This window comes from Streptomyces sp. NPDC002564, from assembly GCF_042889645.1.
Lineage (GTDB): Bacteria > Actinomycetota > Actinomycetes > Streptomycetales > Streptomycetaceae > Streptomyces.
Genome location: NZ_JBIARE010000002.1, coordinates 523,905 through 541,594, shown reverse-complemented (window position 1 = coordinate 541,594; position 17,690 = coordinate 523,905). Strand labels below are relative to the sequence as shown.

The following is a 17,690-nucleotide window of genomic DNA, read 5'->3' as shown; positions in this document are numbered from 1 at the left end:
GTTGCGGGTCAGTCCTGTGCCCGGCCGGTGGTGACGCGCGCGATCATCAGGGCGACCAGGATGATGCCGCCGTAGATGGCCTGGATCCAGAAGGACGGCACCTGGGCGAGGGTGAGCAGGTTCTGGACGACGCCGAGGAGCAGGACGCCGGTGAGGGCGCCGACCATGGTGCCCTTGCCGCCGTCGAGGCTGATGCCGCCGATGACCGCGGCGGCGAACACCGTGAAGATCATGTTCTGGCCCTGGTTGGCGTTGATGGCGCCGACGTAGCCGGTCTGCATCAGGCCGCCGACCGAGGCGAGCACCCCGGCGGCCACGAACACGCCGAGCATGACGCGTTCGACGCGGATGCCTGCGGCGCGCGCCGCGTCCGGGTTGCCGCCGATCGCGTACAGGGCGCGGCCCACGCGGTGGTACTTGAGGATGAATCCGGCGGTGCCGAAGGCGGCCGCGGCGAGCCACACGGACAGGGGGATGCTCAGGAAGGTGGAGGTGGCCAGGGTGTAGAAGGCGTCGGGCATGCCGAAGAGGGTCTTGCCCTCGGTGGCGCCGACGAGCAGGCCGCGCAGCACGATCAGCATGGCGAGCGTGACGATGAACGCGTTGAGCTTGAGCTTGACGACGAGGATGCCGTTGAAGGCGCCGATGGCCGCGCCGACGAGCAGGATGGCGACGATGCCGGCCGCGGCGGGCAGGTCGGTGCCGAATCCGGCCTCGGCGGCGGGCAGGACGAGCAGGGCGCCGACGGCGGGCGCGATGCCGACGACCGACTCCAGGGACAGGTCGAACTTGCCGGTGATCAGAACGAGCGACTCGGCGAGGACGACCATCGCGAGGGCCGCGGAGGCGCCGAGGATGGAGATGAGGTTGCGCTCGGTCAGGAACGAGTCGTTGACCAGCGCGCCGAGCAGGATGAGCAGCAACAGGGCTGGTACGAGGGCGAGTTCACGGGCGCGGCGCAGCGCGATGCCCTTCGCTCCGCGCGCCCGGGCGGGGTGCTGTGGTGCGCCGGTCTTGACGGCCTGCCGGGCCGAGGGGGCCCTGGTGTCAGCCACGGTTCTCTCCTTGTTCTGCGGCCGCGGGCCGGTGGGGGTCTGTCGCGTGGTTCCCCGTGCGCTCGCCGGGGCCGGTCCGGCCGACGCCTTCCACCGACGCGATCAGGTCGTGGTCGGTCCATCCCGCCGCGTGCTCCGCGACGATCCGGCCGTGGAAGAGGACGAGGACGCGGTCGCAGCGGCGCAGGTCGTCCAGTTCGTCGGAGACGACGAGCACGGCGGTGCCGTCCTCGCGGGCGTGGTCCATGCGGGCGAGGAGGGACTCCTTGGACTTCACGTCGACGCCCGCGGTCGGGTTGATGAGGACGAGGAGACGGGGGTCGGAGGCGAGGGCGCGGGCCATCACGACCTTCTGGGCGTTGCCGCCGGACAGGTCCGAGACGGGCTGGTCGGGGCCTTCGGCGTGGATGTCCAGGCGGGCGATGAGGTCATCGGCGAAGCGGCGCCTGGTGTCGGTGCCGATGAAGCCGTGCCGGCCGAGCCGGTCGAGGACGCTCATGGTGGCGTTGTCGCCGATGCTCATGCCGAAGACGAGGCCCTGGCCGTGCCGGTCGCGCGGCACGCAGCCGACCCCGGCGCGCAGGGCCGCGGTGACGTCGCCGAACGGCAGGGGCCTGCCGTCCAGGTGGGCGGTGCCCGCGGTCGGCGTGTGCAGTCCGGCGAAGCTCTCGGCGAGGTTGATCTTGCCGCTGCCGCTGGATCCGGCGAGGCCGACGACCTCGCCCGTGCGGACGGTCAGGTCGATGTCGGCGTACGACGGGCTGGTCAGGCCCTTGACGTCCAGCATGACCGGGGCGTCGGCGGGGACCCCGGAGCGCGCCACGGCCCGTTCGGCCTCGGCCTGTTCGGCGATGACCTCGCCGGCCATGGCCGCCACGAGGGCGCCGCGCGGCAGGTCGGCGACGGGGGCGCTGGTGATCCAGCGGGCGTCGCGCAGCACGGTGACGGTCTGGCACACCTCGTACACCTCCTGGAGGTGGTGCGAGATGAAGAGGAAGGTGACGCCGGACTCCTGCAGGGCGCGCATCCGGGTGAAGAGGCGCTCGATCTCCCGGTTGTCGAGCTGTGCGGTCGGTTCGTCGAGCACGATGAAGCGCGCTCCGAAGCTCAGCGCCCGGGCGATCTCGACCATTTGGCGGTCCTCGACCGTGAGGTCGGCGGTGCGCGCCTCGGGGTCGACGCGCACGTCCCAGGTGTCGAGGACCCCGGCGGCCTCGGTGCGCAGTCTGCGCCAGCTGATGATGCCGCCGCGGCCCTCGGGCTGCCGGTTGATGAAGAGGTTCTCGGCGACGGTCAGTTCGGGGACGACGGTGGGCTTCTGGTAGACACAGGCCACCTTGCGGCGCCAGGCGTCGCGGTCGGCGAGGGGCGGCGCGGGTTCGCCGTCGAAGCGGACCGTCCCGGCGTCGGGCGCCTGGAGCCCGGTGAGGACGGTGACGAGGGTGGACTTGCCCGCGCCGTTGCGGCCGACGAGGGCGTGGGACTCGCCGGGCAGGACGGTCAGGCGGCCGTCCCGCAGTGCGACGGTGGGTCCGTAGCGTTTGACGATGCCGGACGCCTCGACGAGCGGGGGCGTCCCGGGCCGGCCGGTGGGGGGCGTGGTCGTCGGCATGCTCATTTGACCGTGTTGCCCCACAGCTTGGTGTCGTCGACGTTCTCCTTGGTGACCAGCGGGGCGGGCAGCTGGTCCTCCAGGATGCCGCTGGGCAGCTCGACGATCTCGGAGTCGTGGTCGGTGGGACCGGGCTTGAACTTCTTCCCGTTCATCGCGGCCTTGATGTAGTACATGCCGTACTTGGCGTAGGCGTCGGCGGGCTGCGAGACGGTGGCGTCGATCCGGCCCTTGCGGATCGCGTCGAACTCCTGCGGGATGCCGTCGTTGGAGATGACGGTGATGTGGCCCTTCCGGCCCGCCGTCTTGAGCAGTCCCTTCGACTTGAGGGTCTGCAGGGTGGGCGCGAGGTAGACGCCGCCCGCCTGCAGGTAGATCCCCTTGATGTCGGGGTTCGAGTTGAGCAGGGTGTCGAGCTTGGCCGCGGCCGTGTCGGACTCCCACTTGGCGGGGATCTCCAGGACCTTCAGCGCGGGGTACTTCTTCTTCACGCAGTCGCGGAAGGCCTTGGAGCGCTCGCGGCCGTTGACGGAGGCGAGGTCGCCCATGACCTGCACGACCTTGCCGGTCCTGACCTGTTTCCCCAGGTAGTCGCAGGCCTTCTCGCCGTACGCGACGTTGTTCGCGCGGACGACCATGGCGACCTTGCCCTTCTCGGGCGCGACGTCGACGGCGACCACGGGGACGCCCTTGCGCTCGGCCTGGTCGAGTCCGGCGGATATCGCGGCGCTGTCGAGCGGGGCGACGACGAGGCCCTTCACGCCCTGGTTGAGCTGGTTGTTGATGTCGGTGATCTGCTGCGAGGGGTCGCTGTTGGAGTTGACGGTCTTCATCGCGTCGACGTCCTCGGACGTGGCCATCTTCGGCACGTAGTCGTTGTACGACTGCCAGAACGGCGAGGTCAGCAGGGGCAGGACCACCCCGACCTTGCCCTCTCCGCCTCCTTCGCCGCCGGGTGCCGCGGTGTCCTTCGTGCTCCCGCACGCGGCGAGCACGAGGGATGCGCAGGCGGCCGCGGCCGCGCCGCGCACCGCCCGCGAGGTCCGCGTCCTGCTGGGCCTGTTGCGCACTTTCCTGCCGGCCATCTGACGGCTCCTCATCGATGGAGAGCGAACGGATCGGGGGTGATCAAGCGGTTTCCAGGACCTGCTGACGCGAATATTTATCAGACCACTTGCGGCCCACAACACCCCTCGTCGTCGACTTTTCGCGGTTTCCGGCCGTAGTGGTCGGACCACATCTCTGACTAGACTGCGGCGCACCCGGCCAGTGGAGGAGCGTTACGTGGACCAGCCAGAGCAGTCCGCCCCGCAGAAGGGCACCGTGACGCAGCGGGCCATCGAGCAGATCAAGGCGATGATCGGCGAGGGCCGCCTCGAACCGGGCCAGCGCCTGCCCACGGAGCGGGACCTGGCCGTGCGACTGGGCATCTCGCGCAGCTCGATGCGGGAGGCGATCCGCGCGCTGACCGTGCTCGGCGTCCTGGAGGCGCGGCACGGCTCGGGCATCTACGTCACGCAGTTGGAGGCCGGGGATCTCCTGGAGACCTTCGGGGTGGTGGCGGACCTGTCGCGCGGCCCGCGCCTGGTCGAGCTCCTGGAGGTGCGGCGGGTCCTGGAGTCCACCGCCACCGCGCTGGCGGCCGCGCGGATCACTCCGGACCAACTGGCCGACGTCGAGAAGCACTTGGCGGCCATGAGCGCCACCGACGACCCGGAGGAGATCCTCTCCCACGACCTGGCGTTCCACCGCACGATCGCGTTCGCCGCGGGCAACGACACGATGGCCGCGATCCTGGAGGGCCTGTCCTCGCGCACGTTCCGCGCCCGGGTCTGGCGCGGCTACCAGGAGGAGGGCGCCTTCGAACGCACCCGCCGCGAGCACGCCCGCATCCACCGCGCACTGGTGGCCCGCGACCCGGAGGCGGCCCGTGCCGCCGCGGCGGCGCACGTCGGCGAGGTCGAGGAATGGCTGCGCGCGCAGTTGGACGGGTGAGGCGTACGGGGCCTTGCGGGTGTACGGGACCTCGCGGGTGTACCGGCGAGGAGACGTAGGCAACGTACTTCAGCGGATGAGCCGGGGACGTCGGGCGGCGGTGACGGGAACGAAATAAGGGCGACGCGTCCGGGGCGGGTCTGACACCATCCCCGCGTGATCACCGACCCGCGCGCCGCCTCACCCCTGACCGCCGCCGTCCACAACAACGTCGCCTGGTGCGACGCCGTCTGCCGCTCCCACGGGACGCCCGGCGAGATCAAGGCGGGGGTGTGGGCCAGCCCGCGCCGCACTCCCCCGCTCTACCCCGACGCCGTGACGCTCTCCCCGGACGTGGTGCCCGAGGACGTACCGGGCCGCATCGATCTCACGTCGTCCGGCGCGAGCGTCAAGGACAGCTTCGGCTCGCTCGACCTCTCCGCGGCCGGCTTCGACGCCCTCTTCACGGCACAGTGGATCCACCGCCCGGCGACGGGCGGCGCACCCGGCGCGGAGGGCTGGCGGCCCGTCGGGGCCGAGCGGCTGTCCGCCTGGGAGAGCGCCTGGAGCGGCGGGGCGGAGAGCGAGGGCCTCTTCCGGCCCGTGCTGCTCGACGACGGCGCGGTCTTCCTCGCGGACACGTCCGCGGGGCGGATCACGGCGGGTGCCGTCGCCTACCCCGCCGCCTCGGTGATCGGCGTCTCCAACCTCTTCACGGCCGACGCCGGCCCGGACGCCGCCTGGCGCTCCTGTCTGGCCGCCACCGACCGGCTGTGGCCGGGCGTGCCCGTCGTCGGGTACGAGCACGGCGACGACCTGGCGGCCGCGCTCCGCCAGGGGTTCGCGCCCGTCGGCCCGCTGCGCGTGTGGCTGCGGGCCGACGGGTGAGGGCGGCGGGGGCCGCACCGCGCGGCGTCAGCCCCGCGTGAACCGCAGCGTGACCAGCTCGAACGGGCGCAGCGTCACCGTGACCGCGTCCGCCGCGAGCTCCGGTGCCGCCACCCCGTCGAGGGGCCGCTCCAGCAGGTCGGTCACGGCGACCGAGGCCGCCGTGAACCCGGCCGTCAGGGTGGGCTTGGCCCGCCCGCCGCGCGACTCGTGGAAGCGGACCACCACGTCCCCGCTGCCGTCGTCGGCGAGCTTGACCGCCGTGACCACCACGGCGTCGTCGTCCACCGTCACCAGCGGCGCCACGTCGGCGCCGCCGGTCACCCGGCGCTCGGGCAGGTTGATGCGGTAGCCCTCGCGCACCGCGTCGCCGATCGCCGCACCCGGCGCCAGGGCGTGCCGGAAGCGGTGCACGCCCTGGTCCGTCTCCGGGTCGGGGAAGCGCGGGGCGCGCAGCAGGGAGACCCGGACCGTGGTGGTCGTGCCGGAGTCCTCGGTACGGACCGTGCGCGTCACGTCGTGGCCGTACGTCGAGTCGTTGACCAGCGCGACGCCCCAGCCCGGCTCCTCGATGTGCACGAAGCGGTGGTTGCACGCCTCGAACTTGGCGGCTTCCCAGCTCGTGTTGGTGTGCGTGGCGCGGTAGAAGTGCCCGAACTGGGTCTCCGACGCGTAGCGCTCCGCGTGGATGTCCAGCGGGAAGGCCAGCTTGAGGAACTTCTCCGTCTCGTGCCAGTCGACCTCGGTGTCGATGTCCAGGCGCCGGGTTCCGGGGCTGAGCGAGAGCACCTGGGTGAGCCGGGAGGCGCCGAAGGTGCGCACGACCCGGACCGACGCGCCCTCGCCCGCCTCGACCGTGTCCGCCGTCACGAGGTCGGTGACGGTGTTGCGGTAGAACTCGTCGACGTCCCACGCGTCCCACATGTTCGGGAAGTCGGCGTGGATCTGCGGCAGGTTCGCCGCCTGCCCCGGTGCCACGGTCTCCCGCCCCGCCACCAGGTCGTACGCGGACACGACCAGGCCGCGCCCGTCGATCTCGACCCGCAGCAGGCCGTTGTCGAGGACGAAACCGCCCCCGGCGCGGGTCGCGATCGCCGCCTGGCCCTCGACCACCGCGCTCCGGGCGCCGCCCGCGGGGACGCCGTCGCGGGTGTGCGGCGTGGAGTTGAAGACCAGCGCGCCGGAGCCCTCGCCGGCCAGGGCGCGCTGCGCCGCGCCGATGATGCCGTCCAGTTCCCGGGCGAGCGCCGCGTAGGTCGCGCGGGCCTCGCGGTGCACCCAGGCGATCGACGAGCCCGGCAGGATGTCGTGGAACTGGTGGAGCAGCACCGTCTTCCAGATGCGGTCCAACTGCTCGTAGGGGTAGACGAATTCCGTGCCGCGCACGGCGGCGGTCGCGGCCCACAGCTCCGCCTCGCGCAGCAGGTGCTCGCTGCGGCGGTTGCCCTGCTTGGTGCCCGCCTGGCTGGTGAGCGTGGCGCGGTGCAGCTCCAGGTAGAGCTCGCCGACCCAGACGGGCGGGTTCGGGTACTCGGCCTCGGCCTTCTCGAAGAACTGCTCGGGTGTCTCCCAGCGGACGGTCGCCGAGCCCTCCAGGTCGTGCAGGCGGGCGGCCTTGGCGATCATCTCGCGGGTGGTGCCGCCACCGCCGTCGCCCCAGCCGGTGGGCGCGAGGGAGTGCCGGGCGACGCCCTTGTCCTTGAAGTTCTTCGCCGCGTGGGCGATCTCGCTGCCCTTCATCGAGCAGTTGTACGTGTCGACGGGCGGGAAGTGCGTGAAGATGCGGGTGCCGTCGATGCCTTCCCAGTTGAAGGTGTGGTGCGGGAAGCGGTTGGTCTGCGACCAGGAGATCTTCTGGGTGAGCAGCCACTTGGAGCCGGCCGCCTTGATGATCTGCGGCAGTCCGGCGGCGAACCCGAAGGTGTCGGGCAGCCATGCCTCGTCGTTCTCCACGCCGAACTCGTCGAGGAAGAACCGCTTGCCGTGCACGAACTGACGGGCCATCGCCTCCGAACCCGGCATGTTCGTGTCCGACTCGACCCACATGCCGCCCGCCGGCACGAACCGCCCGTCGGCGACGGCCTTCTTGACCTTCGCCCACACCTCGGGGCGGTGCTCCTTGATCCACGCCCACTGCTGGGCCTGCGACATGGCGAAGACGAAGTCGGGCTCGTCCTCGATGAGCGCGGTCATGTTGGACGTCGTCCGCGCCACCTTGCGCACCGTCTCGCGCAGCGGCCACAGCCAGGCGGAGTCGATGTGGGCGTGGCCGACGGCGCTGATGCGGTGCGCGGAGGGCTCGGCGGGGGTGCTGAGCACGCCCGCCAGGAGCGCGCGTGCCGCCGCGGCGGTGCCGCCCACGTCCTGGAGGTCGACGGCGTCCAGGGCGCGGCCGACGGCGCGCACGATGTCGTAGCGCCGCCCAGAGTTCTCCGGCAGCTCCTGCATGAGCTCGCCGAGGACCTCCAGGTCGATGACGAGCTGCCACACCGTCTCGTCGAAGACGGCGAGGTCCATGCGCTCCAGCGTGTACTGGGGTTCGCCGCCCGCGGTCTCCTTGTCGCCCAGCTGCGTGGGCAGGAAGGGGTGGTAGTCGAGGATGACCGGGTTGGACGCGGCCTCGACGTGCAGCCGTACCTCCTCGCCGCCCTCGGCGGGGGCGGCGATCCGCACCCACTGGTTGCGCGGGTTGAGGCCCTTCACGGGCGTGCCGTCGGGGCGGTAGACGAGGCCCTCGCACTGGAATCCGGGCATGTTCTCGTCGAAGCCGAGGTCGAGGATCGCCTCGACGGTCCGGCCCGCCCACTCCTTGGGCACGGTCCCGGTCACCCGGAACCAACTGGTCCCCCAGGGCGCGCCCCAGCGCTCGCCGACCGCGGTGGGCGAGGGCTCGGCGGCGAGCCCTTCACTCACCGGAACGGGCTCGCCGGGCGCGTTCCACACGGCCACGTCGAGCGGCACGGAAGCGGGGTACACGGCGGGCCTGATGCGCTCGTCCAGAACGCGCTTGAGGCGGGCTTCGACCAGGGTGCGGTCGTCATGCATGAGGGTTCTCCCGATTGGATCGATCGATGGGACACATCCGGCCCCTCCGGCCTCGGAGGAACCGGGCACACATTTGGCCCCTCCGGCGTTTGAGGAGCGGGGTCCGGGGCGGAGCCCCGTGGCGGTCGGCCGTCGGAGCGCCCACCCGACACGCGGAGCCCCGTGGCGGTCAGCCGCCGGAGCGCCTACCCGACATCCCGCGGCAGCAATACGTCGCGAATGCCCCGCGCAGCAAGATGCCCCGCATCGGACGCCCGGCTCGCGAGGACGGCCGTCGGCCGCACCCCGTCCGCCGCGAGCCGGGCGAACGCCTCGAAGACCACCCCGCCGGGGGCACACTCGGACCGCCGCCCGGGAGCGTCGTCCACGACCACCGCCGTGGTCCGGACCGCCGGCGCGTACGCCCGCCCGCGCCACTCCTCCGCGATCCGGGCGATCGCCGCCCCCGCGGGCTTGACCTTGCCGTCGTTGGTGAGCAGACCGAGGCTGTACTCCAGCTCGGGGAAGTCCGCGAGGTCGCGCGAGACGTCGTGGGAGCACCACCACGTCACGCCCCACACGTCCTGGCAGTCGAGCGCCGCCGCGACGGTGTCCTCGGTGAAGGCCGCCGCGTGCTCGGCGGGGATCAGGGGCGCGGGCGCGCCGACCTCCTGGAGCCAGATCGGCCGCCGGGGGTCGTCCGCCCAGGCCCTGGACAGTTCGATCATGTACGCCGCATGGCCGCGGGTGGCCGCCCCGGTCCGCCCGTGCCGCTGGGCCGTGCCGTTGAACACCCAGGAGTGCACGGCGGTCACGGCGCCGAGCCGGGCGGCCTGCGCCGGGGTGAACGGCTGGTCGTCCTGGTACCAGGCGGCGTCGTACTCCGCGTGCAGGTGCAGCTTGCCGGGGGCGCCCTCCGCGCACGCGGCGAGGACGGTGCGCAGCCAGGTCTCGGCCTGCTCCGGGGTGATCCGGTCGGGGTCGGGGTGCGGGCCCGCCGAGAACTGGTTGATCTCGTTGCCGATGGTCATGCCGATGAAGTTCGGCCGGTCGGCGAGGGCCGCGGCGAGGGTGCGCAGGTACTCGGCCTGTCCGGACACCACGTCGGGGTCGGTGAAGATGTTGCGGCGGTGCCAGGTCTGCGTCCACGCGGGCAGGAAGTCGAAGCTGGACAGGTGCCCCTGGAGGCCGTCGACGTTGACGTCGAGGCCGCGTTCGGCGGCCGCGTCGGCGAGCTGGACCAGCTGGTCGACGGCGCGCGGGCGGATCAGGGTGCGGTTGGGCTGGAAGTACGGCCAGATCGGGAAGACGCGGATGTGGTCGAGGCCCAGCGCGGCGATCGCGTCGAGGTCGGCGCGTACGGCGTCGAGGTCGAAGTCGAGCCAGTGGTGGAACCACCCTTGGGCGGGCGTGTAGTTGGCGCCGAAGCGCGGGGTGCCCGGGGTCGGGCCCGGGGGCGTGGGGGAAGGCGATGCGGAAGGCAAGTGCGGATCCTGGTTCTGGAGAGTTCGGGTGGGCCGCTCAGCCCTTGACGGCGCCCTCGCCGACCCCGCGGAAGAAGTACCGCTGCAGACAGGCGAAGAGGACGATCAGCGGGAGCACGGCGATGACCGTGCCGGCCGCGACGAGGCGCTCGTCGTTGGCGAACGTGCCGTGCAGGTAGTTGAGGCCGATGGTGAGGGTGAACCGGTTCGGGTCGCTGAGCACGATCAGGGGCCACAGGAAGTCGTCCCAGGCGCCCATGAAGGCGAAGATCGCGACGACCGCGAGGGTGCCCTTGACCGCGGGCAGCGCGATCCGCAGGAACCGCTGCCAGACGTTCGCGCCGTCGACGAACGCGGCTTCCTCGATCTCGTAGGGCACGTTGAGGAAGGCGTTGCGCATCAGCAGGACGTTGAGCGCGGAGACGCAGCCTGGCAGCAGGACACCGATGAGGGTGTTGTTCAGGCCGAGCTCACGCATGGTGGTGAACTGGGCGATGATGATGCCCTCGACGGGCACCAGCATGGCGAGGATGAAGACGACGGTGGCCGCCTTGCGGCCCCGGTAGCGCAGCCGGGCGAGGGCGTATCCGGCGAGCGTCGCGCCGACGCAGTTGGTGACGACGTTGGCGGCGGCGACCTTCAGGGAGTTGAGCGCGTAGTCCCAGACGGGGATGGTGTCGGCGACCCGCTCGTAGTTGTGGAAGGTCGGGTCGGAGGGCAGGAACTTCGGCGGGGAGCTGAAGATGTCCTCGTGCGGCCCCTTCAGGGACGTGGAAAGCTGCCAGAGGAACGGGCCGATCATCAGCGCGAGGACGGCGAGCAGGAGTCCGTAGCGCAGCACGATCTCCCACACGGGCATCCGGCGGCCGTTCCCGTCGGTGGGCCGCCCGCGGCGGCCGGTCCTGGCGCGGCCGCCGCGCTCGGGGCGCACGGCGTCCCGGCCGCGGGTCCCGCTCTCGGTGGTGCTCACGAGGCGTCCTCCTTCCGGTCCGCCCGCAGCACGAGCAGCATCAGTGCGACGGTGACGACGAAGACGACGACCGAGATGGCCGAGGCGTAGCCGACCCGTCCGGTCAGTCCGGTGCCGACGCGCTGCACCAGCATCACGAGCGTGGTGTCCTCGCCCGCCGGGCCGCCGGTGGGGCCCGCCATCAGATAGACCTCGGAGAACACCTTGAAGGCGGCGACCGAGGAGAGTGCGCCGACCAGGACCATCGTGGAGCGCACGGCGGGCACGGTGACGGTGAGGAAGCGGCGGAACGCCCCCGCGCCGTCGACCGCTGCCGCCTCGTGGAGCTCACGCGGCACGTTGGCGAGCGCCGCGAGATAGATGATCATGTAGTAGCCGAGGCCCTTCCAGACCGTCACGGCCATGGCGCTGAACAGCAGCAGCCACTGGTCGCTGAGGAAGCCGACCTTGCCGACGCCCACCGCTTCCAGGACGGCGTTCACCAGGCCCCGCTCGTCCAGCATCCACACCCAGATCAGGCCCACCACGACGATGGAGGCGACGACCGGGGTGTAGAAGGCGGACCGGAAGAAGGTGATGCCGGGGATGTGCTTCTGGACGAGCATCGCGAGCAGCAGGGGCAGCAGCACGAGCGCGGGGACGACCACGAGGACGTAGATCGTGCTGTTGCGCAGGCCGATCCAGAACATGTCGTCGTGCAGCAGCTCACGGAAGTTGGCCAGGCCCACGTACTCGCCGGGCAGCAGCGTCCGCTTGTCGGTGAAGGCGTTGTTGAGCGTGCTGAGGAACGGATAGAGGATGAAGACGGCGACGATCACCAGTCCGGGTGCGGCGAACAGCCATGGGCTGGTGGGGAGTTGGCGTCTGATCGTGGCCGCGCGGCCCCGGCCGCCCGCCGCCGCGACGGGGGCGGCGGGGGCGTCCGGGCTGCTCGGGGCTCGGTTGCTCGTGGTGCTTTTCATGGCTGACGTTCCCTGGTCATGACTCTCGGCCCGGCGCCCGGCGCTCAGCTCTGCTGGAGCAGTCGGTCACAGTTCTTGACAGCGTTGTCAAGCGCTTCCTTCGGGCTTTCCTTGCCCTGCAGCGCCCGTGCGACGGCGTTGCGCAGCTCGACCTTCATCTGCTCGCTGAACAGGACCGGGGTGTAGTTGACCGCGGTCTTGATGGACTGGGCGGCGGCGACCCGGACCCGGGTCTCCTCCTTGCCGTCCTGCTCGGTGAAGTACGGGTCGTCCAGGGAGCCCTGGGTGCTGGGGAAGATCGCGACCTTCTTGGCGAACTCCATCTGGTGCCGGGCGTCGGTGACGAAGTGCGCGAAGGCGACGGCGGCGGGGGTCTGCTTGGTGCGGGCGTTCACCATCACGCCCATCACGTACATGTTGTCCTTGCCGGTGTTGCTGATCTGCGGGGTGATGCCGATGTTCTTGTAGAGCTTCGGCGCGTCCTTCTTGAACTTCTCCAGGTCCAGCGCGCTGCCCGGGTTCATGGCGACGGCCTCGGTGAGGAACTTCTTGCCCGTGGACTCCGGGGTGGCGGTCAGCGCCTGCCCGTCGAGCGCCTTCGCGTCGTACAACGTCTTGTACTTGGTGAGGAGTTCGACACCCTTGGCGTCGTTGAAGGTGAAGCCGGTGCCCTCCTTGTTCATCAACGGGACGCCGTAGCGGCCGAAGTCCTCGATGGTGGGGACGTTGGCGAGCGTGGCGACCTTGCCGTCGCTCTTCTTCGCCAGCGCCAGGGCGTCGTCGAAGAGCTGGCCGTAGGTCTTCGGGGGCTTGCTCCCGTCGAGGCCGGCGTCCTTGAAGAGGCGCTTGTTGTAGAAGAGCGGCCCGGTGTTGAGGTACCAGGGGAAGGCGTACGTGCCGTCCGTGCCCGGTATCTGGTGGCTCTTCCAGGCGCCGGGGAGGTACTCCTTCTCGTACTTGCCGGCCGCCTTGCCGAGGTCGAGGGCGATGCCCGCCTTGGCGAGCGGCGCGACCAGGTCGGGCGAGACGTTGACGACGTCCGGCAGCGTGCCGGCGGCGGCGTCGGCGCTGATCTTGTCGGCGTAGCCCTCACCGGGCTGGTCGACCCAGTTGACCTTCGTGCCGGGGTACTTCTTCTCGAACTCGTCGACCAGGCCCTCGAAGTAGGGCTTGAAGTTGGCCTTCAGGTTCCAGGTCTGGAAGGTGATCTTGCCTTCGATCTTGCCCGACGCGTCCGGGGAACCGCTGTCGTCACCTCCGTCGCCACAGGCGCTCAGCGGCAGCAGGACGGCGAGGACGGCGCCTGCGGCGACCGCTCTGCGGGGGATACGGGAGATACGCACGGTGAAACGGCTCCTTTGCTCGGCCCAGCGTGAGACGGCGGTGACTGCAACCGTCCGAGTCGGGCAATCCACGCCGAGGCAGACCCTGCATGGAACGGTGGAGCAAAGTCAATGGATTCGGGGAAAAGAATGCGAAGATCGGTCGATCGTCCGACCAACACCGCAGGTCAGAAGCGCCTGTTGGCAGGGTTGCGGCAGATGACTAATGCGCTTTAGAGTCTGACAGCTCAAGCGCATTAGTATCCGGGAGCCAGGAAAGGGGCAACGGGTGCAAGGCAAGCGGTCACCGGCGCGCCGGCCGACCATGAAGGACATCGCGCGCCGCGCCGGGGTCTCCGAGAGCGCCGTCTCCTTCGCGCTCAACGACCGGCCCGGCGTCTCCGCCATCACCCGCGACCGCGTCCGCCGGGTCGCCGAGCAGTTGGGCTGGCGGCCCAGTACGGCCGCGCGTGCCCTGTCCGGCGAGGGCTCGGCGACGGTCGGCCTGGTCGTGGCCCGCCCCGCGGCGACCCTGGGCGTCGACTCGTTCTTCCTGCAGCTCATCTCGGGCATCCAGGAGGTCCTCGCGGAGCGGCACTTGGGCCTGCTCTTCCAGGTGGTGGAGGACGTGGACGCCGAGTGCGCGGTCTATCGCCGCTGGTGGGCCGAGCACCGGGTGGACGGCGTCCTGGTGGTGGACCCGCGCACGGACGACCCGCGGCCGGCGCTCCTCGACGAGCTGGGCCTTCCGGCGGTGGTGACGGGCGGTGTGCCGGACCCGGACGCCGGACACCCCGGGCTCTCCACGGTGTGGGCGGACGACGCGGGCGCGATGGCGACGGTCGTGGGCCATCTGCACGCCCTCGGGCACCGCCGCATCGTGCACATCGCGGGCCTGGAGGGTCTCGCCCACACCGAGCGCCGCATCCGCACGCTCCGCGTGGAGGCGGAGGGCCGGGGCCTGTCGGGGGTGCGTTCGGTGACGACGGACTACTCGGACGCGGAGGGCGCCGCCGTGACCCGGCGCGTCCTGGAGTCCGCGGACCCGCCGACGGCGCTCGTGTACGACAACGACGTGATGGCCGTCGCCGGGGTCGCCGCCGCCACCTCCCTGGGCTACGCGGTCCCCCAGGACGTGTCCGTCGTCGCCTGGGAGGACTCGGCGCTGTGCCGCATGGTGCACCCGTGGCTGACGGCCCTGTCCCGCGACACGGTGTCGTTCGGCCGCACGGCCGCCCGCGAACTCCTCGCCCTCCTCGACGACGGCCCCGCGGCGACGGTCCAGGTACCGCTGCCACGGCTGATCGAACGGGAGAGCACCGGCCCGGTCAGGGGCTGAAACGGGTCCCCGACCGGGCCGTGCGGCGGGTCGCGGAGATCGCGGGCTTCGAGTGCTTCGAGTGCTTCGAGTGCTTCGGCTCAGCCTTCGTGGGCTCCGGGTCCGTCCTCGGGTGTGCTGCCCGGGGGTGCGGGAGGCCACGGGAGGGTCGCGAGGATCGGCAGCAGGGATTCCTCCTCGTAGTCGAGGTGTGCGGTCAACTCGTCGGACATTGCTTCCAGTTCGGCGCGGAATCGGGTCGGTTCCGCTTCCCCGACGTGTGCGAGGAGCCCGGCCAGTCGACCCTGGATGCGGGCGATGGTGCGGTGTTCCTCGGCGAGCCGGTCGAAGGTGTCGCGCAGCTCGGGGTGGTAGCCCGCCATCGTCGGGAAGAGGTGCGCGTCCTCGCCGGTGTGGTGGAACTCCAGCGCGTCGCAGAACGCCAGGCAGTGCTGGCGGATCTGCAGGCCGAGGCCCGGCTGCGGAGGCGCCCCCGGCCCCCGGTGGGCAGCGAGCCCGGCGAAGTACGCGTCGGTCTCCGCGCGCACGTGCCGCAGCTGGCCGCGCAGCCAGCGGTGGACCTGGATCATCTTGTCCGCGAAGTTCGCGGGCTGCGCGGGGATGTCCGCCTCGTGCGCGGGCCGTTCCAGGACGACGACCGGCAGGAGCCTGCCGGTCCCCGCCTGGTAGTCGCCGTATCCGGGCTCGGTGTCGACCACCCGCCCGAAGAGCCGGTCGCGGCGCTCCCCCTCGGCGGGGACGGCGACGGCCTCGAACTCCTCGGTGCCGAGCTCCACGGTCACCGTGGGGTGGGCGAGGACGTTGTGGTACCAGTCGGGGTGGTGCGGCCCGCCGAGGTTCGACCCGACGACGAGCAGCAGGTCGCCGTCGCGGACGAAGCCGAGCGGGGTCGTGTGCCGCTTGCCCGACCGGGCGCCGGTGGTGGTGAGCAGCAGCAGGTCGCCGCCCTCGAAGGGGCCGCCGACCTGTCCGCCGCGGGCTCGGAACTCGTCGATGACGGACTGGTTGAAGGGTGTGGGCATGACGGTGTCGGATCTCCGTACGGGGTGTTCGGGACCGCGCCGGGCGCGGTGAAGGAAGGGGAGGGCGCGGCGAGAGGTGTGGCCGGGGCGCACGAGGGCACCGAGGATCCGCGGTGCGCGCAGGCCGTACGACGGACGCGCACGGACGCACGGAGCGGACGCGCACGCATAGGCGCATGGGTGCACGGACGCACGGACGCACGGACGCACGGACGCACGGATCAGGCGAAGGCCTCGGGAGCCCTGACGGGTGAACTCACCGAACTCACTGACTCACTGGCTCACTGAACTCACGACGTATTCATCGGCGTCGTCCTCGAGTGAAGGTGCTCGCCCGGACCGCCGACCTGCCCACTGCTCTTTGGTCGGCGCCACGCGGCACGAGCACCATTACAGTCACCCGCTCCCCCTCATGTCAACGCGGCTCTACTCGTCCCGACGCGGGTCCGGCGTCACCTGCGACCGGTAGAGCCCGAACCGCGCGATCCGCACCGTGCGCCGCGATCGCGTCACCCGCACCCGCCACCGCCGCGCCGTCACCGGGGCGGCGAGCGTCAGGACGCGGCTCGCGCCCACCGTGTCGACCTCGGTCACGGTCCGCCAGGCGTCGCCGACCCGGGCCTCGACGACCGCGTGCTCCAGTTGCTGGCCGTGCCGGATGTCCTCGGCGAGCCGGATGCGGTCGACCTCGCGCGCCCGCCCGAGGTCGACGGTGACCGTACCGGCCGCACGGTCGTGCCGCGGGCCCCGGCCCGCGGCGAGGTCGGCGGGCAGCTCGCGCCGGATCCGCTCGCGGAACGCGCGCAGCCGTGCCACATCGGCGTCCGGCAGGAGACCGCGCCGGTCCGGCGGGATGTTCAGGAGCAGCACCGAGTTGCGTCCGACCGAGCGGAACCAGATGTCGGTCAACTCGTCGACGGTCTTGGGCTGTTCGTCGTCGTGATGGAACCAGCCGGGCCGGATGGACACGTCGCACTCGGCCGGCCACCACTGCAGGTACTGGGCGACCGTGCGGGCCTCGGCGAGTGCTTCGCGGCTGCCCTGGTCGGGTGCGTCGTAGGCGAGGGCGTAGTCGACGCTGCCGTTCCCGGAGTCCTTGACGGGGACGACGCTCCACTCGTTCTCGCGGGCCAGCCCGCCCTCGTTGCCGACCCAGCGCACGTCGGGGCCGCGCACGGCCATCGTGGCGGCCGGGGCGAGCGCGCGGATCAGCGCGTACCAGCTGTCCCAGTCGTACGTCTCCACCTTGTCCGGCGGGATGCGTCCCTGGGCCCCGTCGAACCACACCTCGTCGACGGGGCCGTACTCGGTGAGGACTTCGTAGAGCTGGTTGAGCATGTGGGCGCCGTAGTCGGTGGCGTCGAGCGTGAAGGTGCGGGGTTCGCGGCCCGCCCGGTCGTCGTCGGGCCCCAGGGTGGGGATGGTGCGGGCGGCACGCTTGCTGCCGTTGGCGTAGACACCGTCGAGGTACTGGTTCTCGTCGGCGGGCGAGATGTAGACGCCGACCTTGATGCCGTACCGGCGCAGCGAGTCGGCGAAGGCGCGCAGCACGTCGCCCTTGCCGTCGCGCCAGCTGCTGCCGGCCACGCTGTGCCCGGTGTAGCGCGAGGGGTAGAGGACGAAGCCGTCGTGGTGCTTGACGGTGAGGATGGCGAGCCGGAAGCCGCCGTCACGCAGGGCGCGGGCCCACTGGTCGGTGTCGAGTTCGTGGGGCTGGAAGACGTCCGGGTCCTCGTCGCCGGTGCCCCATTCGAGGCCGGTGAAGGTGTTGACCCCGAAGTGCAGGAAGGCGGTCTGCTCCAGCTTCTGCCAGGCGATCTGCCGTGCGGTGGGCCGGACTTGGGAGGCCTTGTCGACGAGGGTGGCCGGTGTGTCGCCGGGGTCGACGCGGATGCGGTACGGGGGCTCCGCGCCGCCGGGCCGGGTGGCGGCCGTCGCGGTGGGCGGGGTGAGTGAGGTGCTCGACGCGGCGACGGCCGTGGTGACGGCGGCGGCCATGAAGAGGCGTCTGCTGACGGTCATGGGGGCCGATCTCCTT

13 protein-coding genes are annotated in these 17,690 nt (G+C 71.4%); 3 read left to right on the top strand and 10 right to left on the bottom strand.

The annotated features are described in order from the left end of the window. Positions 1–8: 8 nt before the first annotated feature. The 3 genes from ACFYXE_RS08900 to ACFYXE_RS08890 form a co-directional block, all read right to left on the bottom strand. Complete coding sequence (locus tag ACFYXE_RS08900; RefSeq protein WP_389311391.1) at positions 9–968, bottom strand: ABC transporter permease; 960 nt, start codon at positions 966–968, stop codon at positions 9–11. 79 nt (positions 969–1,047) lie between these two features. Next, positions 1,048–2,673 (bottom strand): sugar ABC transporter ATP-binding protein, encoded by a 1,626-nt coding sequence (locus tag ACFYXE_RS08895; protein WP_389310446.1) that lies wholly within the window; start codon positions 2,671–2,673, stop codon positions 1,048–1,050. Beyond that, the gene (locus ACFYXE_RS08890; protein ID WP_389310444.1) at positions 2,670–3,752 is read right to left on the bottom strand and encodes a sugar ABC transporter substrate-binding protein; all 1,083 of its coding nucleotides are present in this window, start codon (positions 3,750–3,752) and stop codon (positions 2,670–2,672) included. The genes ACFYXE_RS08895 and ACFYXE_RS08890 overlap by 4 nt, the downstream gene beginning before the upstream one ends. Before the next feature lie 199 nt (positions 3,753–3,951). Between ACFYXE_RS08890 and ACFYXE_RS08885 the strand changes: the two genes are divergently transcribed. Together ACFYXE_RS08885 and ACFYXE_RS08880 are read left to right on the top strand one after the other, a co-directional pair. Next, a complete protein-coding gene (locus ACFYXE_RS08885) occupies positions 3,952–4,662 on the top strand; it encodes a FadR/GntR family transcriptional regulator (protein ID WP_361170349.1) in 711 nt (236 codons plus the stop codon). Between the two features lie 156 nt (positions 4,663–4,818). Further along, positions 4,819–5,529: a hypothetical protein gene (locus ACFYXE_RS08880; protein ID WP_389310442.1), complete on the top strand. Its 711-nt coding sequence runs from the start codon at positions 4,819–4,821 to the stop codon at positions 5,527–5,529. A gap of 27 nt (positions 5,530–5,556) precedes the next feature. On the opposite strand, the gene ACFYXE_RS08875 is transcribed toward ACFYXE_RS08880, so the two are convergent. The 5 genes from ACFYXE_RS08875 to ACFYXE_RS08855 form a co-directional block, all read right to left on the bottom strand. Further along, on the bottom strand, positions 5,557–8,574 hold the full coding sequence (locus ACFYXE_RS08875; protein ID WP_389310440.1) for an alpha-mannosidase: 3,018 nt from the start codon (positions 8,572–8,574) through the stop codon (positions 5,557–5,559). A gap of 185 nt (positions 8,575–8,759) precedes the next feature. Then, positions 8,760–10,037, bottom strand: coding sequence for a glycosyl hydrolase (locus tag ACFYXE_RS08870; protein WP_389310438.1), 1,278 nt, complete (start codon positions 10,035–10,037; stop codon positions 8,760–8,762). 37 nt (positions 10,038–10,074) lie between these two features. Beyond that, complete coding sequence (locus ACFYXE_RS08865) at positions 10,075–10,896, bottom strand: carbohydrate ABC transporter permease (RefSeq protein WP_361170394.1); 822 nt, start codon at positions 10,894–10,896, stop codon at positions 10,075–10,077. A gap of 107 nt (positions 10,897–11,003) precedes the next feature. After that, complete coding sequence (locus tag ACFYXE_RS08860; protein WP_361170337.1) at positions 11,004–11,969, bottom strand: sugar ABC transporter permease; 966 nt, start codon at positions 11,967–11,969, stop codon at positions 11,004–11,006. Between the two features lie 44 nt (positions 11,970–12,013). Further along, entirely contained in the window at positions 12,014–13,312 is a 1,299-nt protein-coding gene (locus tag ACFYXE_RS08855; RefSeq protein WP_389310436.1) for an extracellular solute-binding protein, read from the bottom strand. 268 nt (positions 13,313–13,580) lie between these two features. Between ACFYXE_RS08855 and ACFYXE_RS08850 the strand changes: the two genes are divergently transcribed. Further along, positions 13,581–14,630: a LacI family DNA-binding transcriptional regulator gene (locus tag ACFYXE_RS08850; RefSeq protein ID WP_389310434.1), complete on the top strand. Its 1,050-nt coding sequence runs from the start codon at positions 13,581–13,583 to the stop codon at positions 14,628–14,630. 80 nt (positions 14,631–14,710) lie between these two features. On the opposite strand, the gene ACFYXE_RS08845 is transcribed toward ACFYXE_RS08850, so the two are convergent. Together ACFYXE_RS08845 and ACFYXE_RS08840 are read right to left on the bottom strand one after the other, a co-directional pair. Further along, complete coding sequence (locus ACFYXE_RS08845) at positions 14,711–15,652, bottom strand: nitroreductase/quinone reductase family protein (protein ID WP_389310432.1); 942 nt, start codon at positions 15,650–15,652, stop codon at positions 14,711–14,713. A gap of 426 nt (positions 15,653–16,078) precedes the next feature. Next, positions 16,079–17,674, bottom strand: coding sequence for an alpha-L-fucosidase (locus ACFYXE_RS08840; RefSeq protein ID WP_389310430.1), 1,596 nt, complete (start codon positions 17,672–17,674; stop codon positions 16,079–16,081). Positions 17,675–17,690 lie beyond the last annotated feature (16 nt).